This is a genomic window from Paraburkholderia phenoliruptrix (assembly GCF_019511605.1).
In the GTDB taxonomy this organism is placed as follows: Bacteria; Pseudomonadota; Gammaproteobacteria; order Burkholderiales; family Burkholderiaceae; genus Paraburkholderia; species Paraburkholderia phenoliruptrix_A.
In genome coordinates this window covers 392572-407003 of record NZ_JAEUAV010000001.1, presented here as the reverse complement: position 1 = coordinate 407003, position 14432 = coordinate 392572, and the positions used below count along the sequence as shown (strand labels likewise).

Genomic DNA, 14432 nt, shown 5'->3' with positions numbered 1-14432 from the left:
CGATCATGCCGAATAAAGAACCGCCCGCCACCGCCAGCGCCGCTGCGCCTGACGCGGTGTCGCCCGCGCGGCGCCTGCGCGGCGGGCCCAAAGGCTTGCGCATCACGGACGTCGCCGCGCAGGCGGGCGTCGCGCCGATCACGGTGTCACGCGTGTTCAACAGCCCGGAGACGGTGGCGCCGGAGACGCTCGAACGCGTGCGGCAGGTCGTGCAGAAACTCGGCTATGTGCCGAACCGGCTCGCGGGCGGTCTGTCGTCGTCGCGCTCGCGGCTCATCGCGGCAATCGTGCCGACCATCGCCCACTCGCTGTTTTCGGAAACCATCCAGGTGTTCAGCGAGACCATGTCGCGCGCCGGTTACCAAGTGTTGCTCGCGTTGAGCGGCTACGACGATTCGAGCGAAGAGACCTTACTCGACGCAGTGCTCAGCCGGCGTCCCGAAGGCGTGCTGCTGACGGGCGTCGCCCACACGGACTCGCTGCGTGAGCGGCTCGCAAACGTCGGCATTCCGATTGTCGAGACCTGGGACATGACGGATCAGCCCATCGACATGCTGGTGGGCTTCTCGCATTACCAGATCGGCTTCGCGGTCGCCGGGCATTTCCTGCAGAGGAACGTGCGCAAGCCCGGCCTTGTGTCCGCCAACGACCAGCGCGCGCTCGCGCGCCGCCGCGGTTTTCGCGAGCGCCTCGCGCAGGCGGGCATCGACGAGATTCCTGAAGTGCTCGTCGCGCCGCCGAGTTCGGTGGCGCTCGGCAAGTCGGCACTGCCGCGTTTGCTCGACGAGGCCGCAGATCTGGACGCGGTGTTTTGCGGCTCGGACCTGCTCGCGATAGGCGCCTTGAGCGCGGCGCGGCAATTGCGGCTCAGCGTGCCGTCGCAACTCGCGATCTGCGGATTCGGCGACCTGGAGTTCGCCACCGAGACCACGCCGCAACTCACTTCCGTACGCGTCGACGGCACCCGCATCGGGCTCACGGCGGCGCGATGCCTGCTCGACCGGATCGCCGGATCGGCGCAGAACAAGGTGACCGACGTGGGCTTCGAGATCGTGCAGCGTGGCACCACGTAGGCTGAGTCCGGCCATCGCTTAGCGAACCGCGCCGCGTGCCCGTCACGGGCGCGCGGTCGTTACCTCACGACATCTTCAGTCAGGCCGCGCCGTCCCGGACGTCGCGGCTTTTCTCTGTCCACGCCGGCTGCGGTCATCGCGCGCGCCTTGCGCGTTGCGATTGCACTTAGCTTGTCCAGGATCATATTTCAGATCGGCTTGCGCTTTTAAAATCCGACAGCGCATGAAGTAGTGGTCTGGTCTTCATGGCAAGAACATTGTGTAGCGTTTCAGACCGGTCCATGGAAATCAGGCAGATATGGTGAATAAGACCTTTGAACGGGTGTTGATACCTTTGGGGGCGGGGCTCGTTGCATGTCTTTCGGGATGCAGCAACCTCGAGGTGCTGGATCCCAAGGGCAGCGTGGGCATGGCGGAGAAGTCGCTGATCAGTACGGCGACCATGGCCATGCTGATAGTCGTCGTGCCGGTGATCATCATGGTCCTCGTGTTCGCGTGGCGTTACCGCGCAGGCAATCGCAACGCGACATACGCCCCCAAGTGGGCGCATTCCACCGCGATAGAAACAGTGGTGTGGACCGTACCCACGCTCATCATTCTGTTCCTCGGCATCCTGACCTGGAACACCACGCACGAGCTGGACCCTTACCGGCCGATCCAGTCGGCGGTCAAGCCAATCAAGGTCGAGGTCGTGGCGCTGGACTGGAAGTGGCTCTTCATCTACCCGGAGCTCGGCGTGGCCTCGGTCAACCAGCTTGCGTTCCCGGTGGGCACGCCGGTGGACTTCCGGATCACGTCCGATTCCGTGATGAACTCGTTCTTCATTCCGCAATTGGGAAGCCAGATCTATGCAATGGCGGGCATGCAGACGCAATTGCATCTGATCGCCGACCATGCGGGCGACTACGCCGGCATCTCCGCCAACTACAGCGGCAAGGGCTTCTCGGACATGAAGTTCCGCGCGCTCGCCGTCACACCTGCGCAATTCGATGCGTGGGTCGAGAAAGTCAAGGCTTCGCCGCGCCGGCTGGATATGAACGCGTACAACTCCGTGGCGCAACCGAGCGAGAAGGAGCCGGTCGGCTATTTCTCGTCGGTCGATTCCAAGCTCTTCAACAACGTTATTGCGAAGTACAACAACGGCAATGTCCTTGATCTGCAGAACAGCAATTGCCGTACAAAGGGTTAGCACATGCTCGGAAATCTGACACTCTCCGCGATCCCGTTCGATCAGCCCATCATCATGGGGGCGGGCGCGCTCATGCTGGTCATGGTGCTGGCCGTGGTGGCCACACTAACGCGGCTTCATAAATGGAAGTGGCTGTGGCACGAGTGGCTCACAAGCGTGGACCACAAGAAGATTGGCGTGATGTATATCGTCGTTGCAGTGCTGATGCTGGTGCGCGGCTTCGTCGATGCGGTGATGATGCGCCTGCAACTCGCGCTCGCATACCACTCGCCGGGCTATCTGCCGCCGCACCATTACGACCAGATCTTCACGGCGCACGGCGTCATCATGATCTTCTTCATGGCCATGGCGTTGATGGTCGGCTTGTTCAACCTGGTGGTGCCGTTGCAGATCGGCGCGCGCGACGTCGCGTTCCCGTTCCTGAACTCGCTCAGTTTCTGGATGACCGCGATCAGCGCGATTCTCATGAATCTGTCGCTCGTGATCGGCGAATTTGCACAGGTCGGCTGGCTCGCGTATCCGCCGCTCTCGGAGTTGCAGTTCAGTCCGGGCGTCGGCGTCGACTACTACATATGGAGCCTGCAGTTGTCCGGCGTCGGCACGCTGATAACTGCAATCAACTTCTTCGTGACCATCGTGCGCATGCGCGCGCCCGGCATGACGCTGATGAAAATGCCCGTGTTCACGTGGACCGCGCTCTGCTCGAACGTGCTGATCATGGCCACGTTCCCGATCCTGACGGTGGCGCTTGCGCTGCTCGGCCTCGACCGTTACATGGGCATGCATTTCTTCACGAATGAAGCGGGCGGCAACGCGATGCTCTATCTGAACCTGATCTGGGCGTGGGGGCATCCGGAGGTGTACATCCTCGTGCTGCCGGCGTTCGGCATCTATTCGGAAGTGATTGCAACGTTCTCGAAGAAGCCGCTGTTCGGTTACCGGACCATGGTTTATGCAACCTGCGCGATCATGGTGCTGGCATTCCTCGTCTGGCTGCATCACTTCTTCACGATGGGATCGGGTGCGGACGTCAACGCGTTTTTCGGCATCATGACAATGGTCATTGCCATTCCCACAGGCGTGAAGATATTCAACTGGCTGTTCACGATCTATCGCGGACGCCTTGAATTTTCCGCGCCCGTTCTGTGGACGATCGGCTTCATGATCACCTTCACGATTGGCGGCATGACCGGTGTGATGATGGCAATTCCCGGCGCCGACTTCGTGCTGCACAACAGCCTCTTCCTGATTGCGCATTTCCATAACGCGATCATTGGCGGTGTGGTGTTCGGCTATCTCGCAGGGTTCCACTACTGGTTCCCGAAGGCATTCGGTTTCAAGCTCAATGAAAAGCTCGGCAAGTGCGCGTTCTGGTGCTGGTTCGTGGGCTTCTATGCTTCGTTCATGCCGCTCTACGTGCTCGGCTTCATGGGTATGACGCGGCGCCTGAACCACTATGACAATCCGGCGTGGCATCCGTGGCTGATTGCGGCGGCATGCGGTGTCGCGTTGATCGCGCTCGGCGTGGTGTTCCAGGTGGCGCAGGTATGGGTCAGCGTGGTCAACCGCAACAAACCGCAGTATCGGGACGTGACCGGCGACCCGTGGGACGGCCGCACGCTCGAGTGGGCGACCTCGTCGCCGCCGCCGGCCTACAACTTCGCAATCATTCCGACGGTGCATGAGCTCGACGCATATGCGTACATGAAAGAAACCGCAAGGACCGAGGCCAAAGCGCCGGCGTATAGCGACATTCACATGCCGTCGAATACCAGCGCGGGTCTCTTCATTGGCGTGTTCAGCCTCGCGCTTGGATTTGCCGGTGTCTGGCACATCACGTGGCTGGCCGTCGCGGCGCTCCTCGCTATCGCGGCCACGCTGATTGCGCGCAGCTTCGGCAATAACGACGGCTATTACATTTCCGCCGATACCGTGCGGGAAATCGAAAGTAAGCGCGGTCCTGCGGCCGCTGCGGTGAACAACCGCGAACTGGAAGCGGTGGAGGCCTGATCGATGTCGCACAAAACACTTTCCGTTCCGCTCGACGGCGGGCACGGCAATCACGGTTCGTCGGACACGGTGTTCGGCTTCTGGCTGTATCTGATGACCGACTGCGTGCTGTTCGCCTCGCTCTTCGCGGTATTCGCGGTGATGTCGAATCAGTTCGCGGGCGGCCCTTCGGGTAAGGAGCTGTTCGACATCGGCGGTGTCGCGGTGGAAACGGCTGCACTGCTGCTGAGCAGTATTACGTATGGTTTCGCCATGCTGGCCGCAAGGCGCGGCAAATCAGCAGCGGTGCTCGGCTGGCTCGCCGTTACGTTCGCACTTGGGCTCGCGTTTCTGGTGCTGGAAATGCGCGAATTCTCGCATCTGATTGCAGAAGGCGCCGGGCCCGGCCGCAGCGCGTTCCTGTCGGCGTTCTTCACCCTGGTGGGTACGCACGGGCTGCACGTCACCGTGGGACTGGTGTGGATGGCCGTGCTGGCGGTTCAGGTGGTGCGTGCTCCCAAGTTGTCGGAGCGCGAGCTCACGCGCCTCGCGTGCCTGAGTCTCTTCTGGCATTTCCTCGACATTGTCTGGATTTGCGTTTTCTCGTTCGTTTATCTCGGGAGCGTGCTGTAATGGCTCACATGCAATCACTTTCCGCGGAGTCGGGACACGGCAGCACAGGCGGCTATGTCTGCGGCTTCGTGCTCTCGGTCGTGCTGACCGCGGCGGCGTTCTGGCTGGTCATGCGCGGCGCGCTTCCCGCGCAGACCGCAATGATCGCCTTGTCCGTTCTCGCCTTCGTGCAGATTGTCGTGCACCTCGTGTTCTTCCTGCACATCGACATGTCGGCCGGGCAACGCTGGAATGTCATGGCGCTCGCTTACACTGCATTGGCCGCGCTCTTTTTGATTGGCGGCACGGTGTGGGTCATGCATAACGTCAGCATGAACATGATGTCCCGTTAACAACGTTTGCAAGAGGGCGAGCTACTGCTGCCAACCGGTTGCCCGCTCGCGGGCAATCACAACACCAGCACGCCCTCTAGAACCGCACGCCGATTCCGCCTTCTATCACGTCCGTGTCGCGGTCGTAGCGCGTTACTACGCGATTCCACGTAACGCGGGCGAGCCAGCGGGAGCCAAAGCGATAGCTTGCCGATACCGCGAAGAGTCCGGAAACGCGGCCGTCGCCCATGCGGTCTTGCGGGAGTTGGTCGGTCTGATTGATCGCCACATAGGGACCAATGCCAGCCGATAAGGTCAGGCTGTCGTCGAAAAATGCGCGCGTCGCCCACAGTTGTGCCGCAAGGCCGTCGCGGCGCGATTGCATGTGCCCGCCTTCGTGAAGGTAAGACGCGCTCACGTCGACATAGCGCCACAGCCCGCGCCGGTATTCGAGGCTCACTGCCTTGGCCGACTCTGACTCGTTGCTGTTGAGAATCGTCTTGCCCAACATCACAGTCAGCTCGTTGTTCGTGACGTTCGATGCACGCGGCAGGGGCCGCTCGCGCGGGCCGCGCTCGTTCGACACTTCCAGTTGATAACCAACGCCGAACATGAGTGCGGTTGTGTTCGGGCCGCCGAACGCATGGACGTGGTTCAGTTGCGCAATGCCGATCCAGCGTCGATCGAAATAATAGGCGGCCCGCACGCTTCCCACGACGCCCCAACCGTGTGTGTTCGAATAATCGCCTCCGGCGCTTGCCACGGTGGTATCGAAGTATCGGTATGGACCGGCTCCTGCCGAGAGTTCGAGCCGATCGTCCCATAAGGGCTGGCGTCCCCACGCTTGCAGGGCCTGCCCGTCACGATGGTGGCCGGGCGGATGCCCCTCGTTGAGCCATGAAAAGCTCCACGCCGCGAAGCGTCCCAAACCTTCGCGATAGGTGCCACTCCATGAGTACGTATTCTCGCCGCCGCTAACAAGCGGGCCGGCCAGCAGCGAGAACTCCTGTGCCTTCGCGTACGGAGCCGCGCAGGCAAGAGCAACGGATAGAAGAGTCAGCAGCGGGCCAAAACCGCGCGTGCAACCTCGTCTTGTGGACACTATTCGATTAAGAGTAGGGTAGATAAACCAAGGTAATCGGTGGCTGACTGCCATTCAAGAATAGATCATTCCTTGGAGATTTGCTCGACACGCCGTGACCGACATTAGCAATGCGGCGTAGAGCCGGCTGTGTGCTGACGCACGTATCGTAGGGTATCGCAGGCGACTGTCGCGCGCTTGGAATTTGCGAATAGCCTGCCTCGTCGCGATTATTTTGCGTAGCTATTGCTTTTTCGCGTGATGCGTAGTGGCGCGCGGCGTTTCTAAATACGCATTTTTATTTTTGCCAGAAAGAGAAAAGGCCACTTGGGTTCGCCTTGATAATCCAATGCTCTCGGGGAATTAATAATACGGCCGCATTTTGAAGGGCCGCGTCGCTAAACCAAAATCGCCTGAGAAAATACTCGTGCTGTGCGCCGTCCGGTCTGTTCCGGGTGAGTACTGTCGAAAACGAGCGCATCGGGGCGATCATTCCGGAGCGCAGAAAGCCGTCGGGCCTACCGTGTGGCCGTCGGCGCAAGCAGGGCGCTGCCGCGAGAGAGATAGAGTTAACCACGAGAAAGGATATTTCGTATGAAGATATCCTAAGGAAAATTCCATCCATCTCAGACCACGCATTCGCCGCGTTCTCCGGTGGTTTCGTCTGATGATGGGTGTTTTTTCCTCCTCTCTAACTCGTCTCATTGGTGACGAGAAATAATTACTCCAAACATCGGGCCCTGAAGAATTTGACATTAGGGCCGGATGGCCAGAGGGTAAGTCCATCTAATCTTCCGATCATCGTCAGAAAGCAGGAATTTTTGCGTTACGCGAAGTTCTCGGAAAGAATCATGCTTTTTGGCCGAAAAGTACTAATTTCCATGTGACCCACGCTGCATTAGCGGGTACGATTTACCCCGTTGCGACACAGGTCGAACCAGTTTTTCCCGATCAGCGATCGGCTCCAGGTTCCTGCCAACGTTCGCGCAGCAACGGGTTGCGGCGGCAGCAGTTTGCCCAACGTCTTTCCAGAAGTTCATCACGTATCGCGGCGTCGAGCGCATCGCGATGGGCGGAGCATTCCCTGCCGCCACCCGGTCATTCCACGTTGTCTCCGGCAATGTGACCGCACCTATTGAATTGCGAAGGGTGCAATGTGCAATTGTGCATCAATAAGTACAACGAATTAACAACGAGCTTGTTCCGAAGAAACGCGGTTCTATTTTGAACCGAAAACTAATCTTTTGATTTTTTATCGAGAATTTTCTCGACAGTGGAAAAACAATCATGGTTAAACGACGACAATTTCTCGGAGGCCTGACTGCGCTGGCCGGTACTTATCTGCTGAGCGCCTGCGGTGGCGGTGGCTCCGAAGACGGTAGCGCAAGTGCGAGCGCAAAGGCATCCGCGAGCCCCGTGGCCAAAGTAACCTCCGCAGCCGCATCGGCCAGCGGCACGGCCATGCCCCCGGCCGCTTCCATTACCGATGGCTATGGCGACGTCTGGACGCTGGCCAACGGCGTGATCTACCGCAACGGTTCGACCGTCGGCAACACGTATAACGTGTCGCTCGTGCTCTGGTACGGCGGCAAGATATGGCATTGCGGCACCGGTGGTCAGTTCTACGTGAACGCGGACGTCGCGGAGCAATGGCTACCTTGCAGCGATCCACGGATCGACGTTGCGTCGACTGCGGGAAGCTTCTTTGGCATAAACGGGCACGCCGACTATACGTACACGCCCGAACAGGTCGTGTCGTTCCTGAAGAGCATGAACTGCACGAGCTACCGGGTTGGCGTGACCGACGATCCCAAGGATCTGGACGCGGTCATCAAACTGGCGAAGGCGTTTCAGTCAGCAGGGCTCACGCTGCTCGCGCTCATCGATCAGGGCGTCTATGAGACAGGCGGAATCATGGCGAGCGAATCCATTGCATACGATCGCGGCCGCGTGGTCGGCTCGACCGTCGCCAACGCGCTGAAGCCCTACGGTGTGACAATCTACGAATGCGGCAACGAACTGACGCGCCAGGACGCAACCGTGGTCGACTTCACGTCTGCGGGCTCGAAGGCGAGCGACTTCAATAATCATAACTGGCCCATCATGCGCGGCGTCATGCGCGGCATGATCGACGGCGTGAAGTCGGCGCAGCCGGACGCAAAGTGCGGCATCAACTTCTGCGTCGCAGACGTGGGCGCCGCCGACGCGCTATGGGATGGTATGCAGCCGGACGGCAGCGGCGGCTATCCGAAGGTGCGTTGGGACATCACCACGTGGCACAACTACGAAGTGTACGGCGACCTGTTCAACGTGGGCACCGACGGCGCTGGTCCGGGCTTCGACCTCGCGACCTATTGCAAGGCCCGCTATGGCGTGCCGCTCATCGTCACGGAGTGGAACACTGGCCCGGAAAAGTCCGAGAGCTACCGCGGCACGTACATTTCCGACCGACTCAACGCGTTCTACAACGCCCGTAAGACGCACAACATCCAGTCGGTCATGTACTACGTTCTGGATAGCGGCGACAACACGTACGGCATCATGGTCAACGGCAAAGTGATCGACGCGCCGTACAACGCGTTCACCAGCTTCACGTCCAGCCACGCAGACACCTGAGCGAGTCTCGGTCCGAGTCTCAGTCCGAGCTTCGGTCCGAGTCTCAGTCGTCCCTCAGCCAGGCCGCTGTCGCCCTTCTTGCAGGGCGACAGCGGCTTATTTACGTTGGCCTGCGCACGCTGCAACGGCGTGCCCGCTGCGTGCTGTCAACGACAGAAGGTGTCGGGCACCAGCTTTCCCCACTCATAATCTATTCGGTCGGGCGTGAAAGGCAGCACGCCGGCGCCGGGCGTAAACGTTAGCTCGCCGAAATAAACCTTGTTGTCGGGCGCATACAGATCGACACGAACGTAGTCGAAGTCCTCGCACAGCTTCGTGGCTGCATGAAGAATGGCCTCGAGGTTGTCTGGGCGCGGCGCCGGTATCGGGCTGCGTTTGTAGTACCCAATTGCTATGTCGAGGTGATTCCAGTCCACGTCGTACACATCGCCCCGCGTATTTCCGCCAAATCTGTCCGAAATCACCAGAATGTAGATGGCCGGCCGTCCGCTTCGTCCGTTGAAGCAGTGCAGTTTGTAATCGGCGGGAATCTTGCCACTGTGGTCGAGCAACAGCTGCTCGAAAAAGATGCGTGGCTTGATCTGCCGGTAATGTCTTTCTCGTGCAATCTTGTAGAAGTCGAGCGACAGCCAGTAGTTCGCAAGATCTCGCAGTCGCTCGAAAGACGTTGCCGATTTGCTCCTGACCACTTCTACATAACTACTGCCATGATTTGCCTTCATCACGAACTGATCGGGCAGGGCGTCGAATACTTCTTTCGTGAAGGCGTCCGGCACTGCCAGCACCGGTATCACATGCTCCTCGCCGAGTTTTGTCGCCACGTACTCGCGGACCGTCAGCTTGTCCGTCAGTTCGACAAACCAGGGGTCCGGCCGCAGGCTCTTCTGCAGGATCTTTTCGTTGAAGGTGGTCGGGCGCAGCAGGTTCGGATAGCGGCCAATTTCCTTGTGATGCAGCAGGCTAAGAAACAATGGCGCCGGCAGCATGGATTTGACCGCTTCTTTGAGCCTTCTTGCGGGCGACTCATGACGCTGCTTATGATGATGGCTTGTCGCGTCATGGGAAAACTGCACTGACTTCGTTGTTGTCATTGTCCTATCCCTGAGAATAGCGTGCGATGCTTGGCCCGCGGGCGCGAACGGGCACCGCGCTATTGAAGCCGCGCGTTTCCCGCCCGCACGGGCACTAGCCGTCAGTCGTCGTCAGTCGTCAATTGCGACGCATCGCTCCGCAACTTCGAGGCGTTGCTGGGCGCGAAATTGAGTAGGGGACATCCCATAGCGCTCCTTGAAGAGACGGCCGAGGCGATTGCCGTCCCCCATGCCGCAGCGTCGCGCGATCTTGTCGACGGGCAGATCGGTATTGCGCAGCATTGCGCGAACTACTTCGAAACGTGTGCGCAACAAATACTCGAGCGGCGTCATACCGAACTCGAACTTGAAGCGGCGCTGATAGTTGCGCTTGCTCATCGCCGCGCACTCGGCCGCCTTTGCGACGGAAATAGGATTGCTGTAGTTCTCCTTTATCCAACGCGCCGACTCGCGGATCTTCTCCGTGGTCGTAGTGATGCTCGCGTCGTCCAGTTCGAACCTGTCGGACTCGACGTAGGTCGTTTGCAGCATGTCGGCGATCTTCCGCGCTACTTCGGTGCCTATGTCGCGTTCAATCTGCGCGAGGGCGAGATCGGTGGGCGTCGCACTGTTGGCACGCGCGGTCGTCGGCGCATCATCAAACAGGAAGATCGGGACCGTGGAATGCAACGGGTCCTTGCAGACCACCACCAGGTTCGCACCTTGCTGAATGTCGAATGATGCGATCGAGCCTTGCCGGGCTATCCACGAGAGGAGACGGTCGTTTGACTCGAGCACTCGCGCCGCGTCCCGGCACGCGACAAATAGTGCGTGGAAATCGCCTAGCCGATTGCGGTCGATGCTCTGGGTCCAGATTGAAATGCCGGACGAGCTGGTTACCAGCCCTCCGCTCTCGGAAAGCACGGAAAGACGATACGGCGAGTCATCTGTAGCGCCGTCTGACAATTCGTTTGCAAGCCGGAATGCGTCGCCGATTGCTCCGGCTGTGGCCATCGAGCATTCCTGCGACACTAGAAGCCCAATATGCCTGGCAGGCTTCCGCGTCGCTACTCTTGGACCGCTGCGGTGCGTATCAAGATACGACGTAAGAAAATCTGTGGAAGTCGTCACGCTTAGTTCTCCAAACAGGGTGAATCACTGTCTACGTGACGAGATTAGCGTACTCAAATCACCCTGGCGAACGTGGCCGGTATCCGACGGTGTTTTGGCGCAATTGTGATGATCGGGGAAATTGTTACCTCGAATGCCTAAATAAAGGCATACAAATGGGCCGCGAAATCAGCAAGATTTGCTACGCATAATTCGCGCGCGGTTATTGGGGGTCGAAAGGTTCTTCCGGCCCAAAAGCCCCGCCAGACAAGGCAGATCCGTCGGCAAACGACTATTGGGGCTTGTCGCGGCGCGGCGAAATGTGACTAAATGTATATGGCCCGCGGACCCCCAATTCCGTATCACTCTGTTACATCCATTGCACATAGCTACAACACTTTCCGCCTGCAGTGTTGCGTTGTAATCGCTTCGGCGGATTCGGCCAATAGCACCCGAATTTATGCCGTGAGCGCTGCGCTTATCCAGATGAGCGCTATGCTTCACTGCAACATCTGAAGCAATAGCGGTTGCCCCTGCAGTGGCTATCGAATGCCAGCAATGCGCAATTTCTTCGCCTTTTTCGCTTTAGCCAGTCGATTCAGGTGTAGTTATTGCCGTGTCCTGAAGTGCTTTGCGCTGATGAAGTTCGACGAGGCAACGCTCATATGAGTCCGGGGCCGGGCCGCGTATCTTGAGCAGACTGTCCTCATGTCGGCGTATCGAACACTTGACTATTTGTAGTACGAAATAAGCGCGGAACCCGGCGTCACGCTGTCGTTCCGCTATCTGGGGGATTCGAAGTCTGGAGACGGGGCGAGCCGTGCTGCTTGCGGCGCAGCCTTTGATCGTTCAAGCAGGTGGACAGCCACTTGGCTTGGCAAAACCATGACGTAGCTCCGACGATGCGTCGGGCTACGCCATACGCGTTCCTGCCGGCAACGGATGTGGAGCGTGGACCGTTGGTGCAGCCAGGCGGTGTCGACTCATTACTGTGCCCATCAAACATGGAAGGATCAAACCGGTGGACTACTATCCTCTGAATTCGCTCCCTGGGAGTGCCAGCACAGAGCGTGGCCAGCTTAGCGCGCGCGCCATGCTCCGTCTCATGCGCGACCATGTCTGGGAGATCGTACTGACCACGGTCGTCGTTTTCAGCCTGGCTGCCGCGTATTTGCTGATTGCGTCGCCTATCTATTCTGCAGACGTGCTGATCCGCGTCGACCCACCGGAACCCAACGCACTCGGACTCGCACTGCAGAATCAGGAGAACCTTCCGCCGCCGGCCCCGTCGCCCGTCACCGAGATGGGCGTAATTCGCAGCCGTTCCGTGCTGCAGCCGGTCATTGAGCGGTTTCGTTTCGACGTCTCGGTGACGCCGCGCAAACTGCCTCTGCTTGGCGACATCGCGGAGAAGTTCGCGACGCCTGGCGAGCCCTCGCGCCCATGGCTCGGAATGAAGTCCTACGCTTGGGGAGGCGAGCAGGTAAAAATCGGTGTACTCGACGTCCCTAAAGATCTGGAAGAAGAAAAGATGACGCTGGTCGCAGGCGAGGACAACACGTACGAACTGCGTGGTCCCCAGGACCAGGTCTTCCTTCACGGCACCGTGGGCAAACCGGTGTCGGCCAATGGCATTTCAATGCGCGTGGATGAACTGGTTGCGCGCCCCAACACTGAGTTCACGGTTATTCGCTGGAACGAAGTGGATGCCATCAAGCGCTTTGACAACACCATCAAGGTTGGCGACAAATTGAAGGACTCGGGTCTCGTGCAGATCGAGTACACGGACAAGAGCGCGACGAAGGCGGCCGAAGTTGCGAATGCGTTGGGTCAGCAATACCTCGCAACGGCGATTGCGAGTCGCCAGGCCAACGACACGACGACGCTGGCGTTCATCAACGGAGAGCTTCCCCGTCTTCTGGGCGACTTGAGAAAGGCCGAGGAAGCACTGAAGGCGTTCCGCGCGAATTCGCAATCCATGCAGCCTACTGCCGAGGCACAGGCGTATCTGCAAGGCGGTCTGGACATCGACCGGCAGATTGCAACCCTGCAATTGCAACGCACGCAATTGCTCGAGCGCTATACGCCGCAAAGCCGTTGGGTACAGAGCGTAGACACGCAACTCGCACAACTGAACAGCGCGAAGGCGAATTTCAACGGCCACTTCAACGGCATGCCTGCGTCGGAGCGCGAAAGCGTCGATCTTCTGCGCGCGCAGAAGGTGGCGGAGACCATCTACCTGGGCATGGTGCAAAAAGCCGAGCAGTTGCAGGTGCGCCGGGCGAGCACAACGGGCGGCGCCCATATCGTCGACCAGGCTATCACGCCGCATCGTCCAGTGAAACCGCAGCCGATGCTCGTGCTGCCTGGCGGTCTTGCACTCGGCATCGTGTCGGGCATCGTGCTGGTGTTCATGCGCCGCCACGTGCTCACGGGCGTGACCGATCCGCGTTATGTCGAACGCAGCATGAGCATGCCGGTATTTGGAGAGATCCTGTTCAGCCAGCAGCAGTCGTTGCTTGACAGAACCAATCCGGGCGCCAAATCACTGCCCGGCGCCGCTGCCCGGGCTGGTTTGCCGCAACCGGCGACGGGCGGTGTGCCGGAGATTCAGGTACCGAGCGGCGGCACCCGAATACTCGCGGAACGTTTTCCGAACGATTCGTCGGTGGAGGCACTGCGGGCAGTGCGCACTTCTCTGGCACGCGATCTCGCGCATTCGCGCAACAACATTCTGATGGTGATCGGGCCGACGCCGTCTGCGGGCAAGAGTTTTGTTGCGGCCAATATCGCAACATTACAGGCGGAGATAGGCGCTCGAGTTCTCCTTATCGATGCGGATATGCGCCGCGGCCATCTCGCCTCGCTGTTCAACCAGAGCAACCGCGGGGGACTTTCGGAAGTTCTCTCTGACCGCATGCCGCTGCGCAATGCACTTCGTCATACGGGTATCGAGAATCTGTCGTTCCTCTCGTGCGGATCGCGCCCGGACAATCCAGCTGCGTTGCTGGCGAGACCGCGCTTCAAGGAAGTTCTCGAGCGTCTGAGCGCGCAATTCGATCTGGTTATCTTCGATACGCCGCCGTTCCTCGCAGTCACCGACGCGTCGATCATTGCGAGCGAAGCCGGCGCTTCGCTGCTGGTCCTGCGCTCGGGCATGCAAAGCGAAGAGGAGATCGAAGACACGATCAAGAAGATGGAACGCGCCGAGGGCCGCATTGCGGGTGCCGTGTTCAACGGTATTCCGCTTCGACGCAGTACGCGCACCTATGGCTACGCAACCAACTACGCCAGCGATTACGGCGATGCCGAACCAACCGGTGGACCTCTGCGAACGTGAGCGCACTGCCACCGTCGTTC

10 protein-coding genes are annotated in these 14432 nt (G+C 59.5%); 7 read left to right on the top strand and 3 right to left on the bottom strand.

The genetic code is table 11. From position 1 onward, the window contains the following. Positions 1 to 5 precede the first annotated feature (5 nt). From JNB89_RS01730 to cyoD, 5 genes are all read left to right on the top strand, one after another. Positions 6 to 1073, top strand: a complete 1068-nt coding sequence (locus JNB89_RS01730) for a LacI family DNA-binding transcriptional regulator (RefSeq protein ID WP_220361010.1) — start codon at positions 6 to 8, stop codon at positions 1071 to 1073. Between the two features lie 298 nt (positions 1074 to 1371). Beyond that, positions 1372 to 2262, top strand: a complete 891-nt coding sequence (gene cyoA, locus JNB89_RS01725; protein ID WP_220361009.1) for a ubiquinol oxidase subunit II — start codon at positions 1372 to 1374, stop codon at positions 2260 to 2262. A 3-nt stretch (positions 2263 to 2265) separates the two neighbouring features. Then, the gene (gene cyoB, locus JNB89_RS01720; RefSeq protein ID WP_220361008.1) at positions 2266 to 4272 is read left to right on the top strand and encodes a cytochrome o ubiquinol oxidase subunit I; all 2007 of its coding nucleotides are present in this window, start codon (positions 2266 to 2268) and stop codon (positions 4270 to 4272) included. A gap of 3 nt (positions 4273 to 4275) precedes the next feature. Continuing rightward, the gene (gene cyoC, locus JNB89_RS01715) at positions 4276 to 4884 is read left to right on the top strand and encodes a cytochrome o ubiquinol oxidase subunit III (protein ID WP_220361007.1); all 609 of its coding nucleotides are present in this window, start codon (positions 4276 to 4278) and stop codon (positions 4882 to 4884) included. Next, positions 4884 to 5216: a cytochrome o ubiquinol oxidase subunit IV gene (cyoD, locus tag JNB89_RS01710; protein ID WP_013341452.1), complete on the top strand. Its 333-nt coding sequence runs from the start codon at positions 4884 to 4886 to the stop codon at positions 5214 to 5216. Before cyoC ends, cyoD begins: the two co-directional genes overlap by 1 nt. Before the next feature lie 76 nt (positions 5217 to 5292). Here cyoD and JNB89_RS01705 read toward each other — a convergent pair whose 3' ends face one another. Further along, positions 5293 to 6297, bottom strand: a complete 1005-nt coding sequence (locus JNB89_RS01705; protein ID WP_346656180.1) for a hypothetical protein — start codon at positions 6295 to 6297, stop codon at positions 5293 to 5295. 1266 nt (positions 6298 to 7563) lie between these two features. Between JNB89_RS01705 and JNB89_RS01700 the strand changes: the two genes are divergently transcribed. Beyond that, positions 7564 to 8892, top strand: coding sequence for a hypothetical protein (locus JNB89_RS01700; protein ID WP_013341451.1), 1329 nt, complete (start codon positions 7564 to 7566; stop codon positions 8890 to 8892). 146 nt (positions 8893 to 9038) lie between these two features. Here the strand turns inward: JNB89_RS01700 and JNB89_RS01695 are convergent, their stop codons facing one another. Next, positions 9039 to 9983: an ATP-grasp fold amidoligase family protein gene (locus JNB89_RS01695; protein ID WP_220361006.1), complete on the bottom strand. Its 945-nt coding sequence runs from the start codon at positions 9981 to 9983 to the stop codon at positions 9039 to 9041. A 111-nt stretch (positions 9984 to 10094) separates the two neighbouring features. After that, positions 10095 to 10976, bottom strand: a complete 882-nt coding sequence (locus JNB89_RS01690) for a GlxA family transcriptional regulator (RefSeq protein WP_013341449.1) — start codon at positions 10974 to 10976, stop codon at positions 10095 to 10097. 1189 nt (positions 10977 to 12165) lie between these two features. On the opposite strand from JNB89_RS01690, the gene JNB89_RS01685 reads away from it, so the two are divergent. Further along, positions 12166 to 14412, top strand: coding sequence for a polysaccharide biosynthesis tyrosine autokinase (locus JNB89_RS01685; protein WP_222858860.1), 2247 nt, complete (start codon positions 12166 to 12168; stop codon positions 14410 to 14412). The last annotated feature ends 20 nt before the right edge of the window (positions 14413 to 14432 follow it).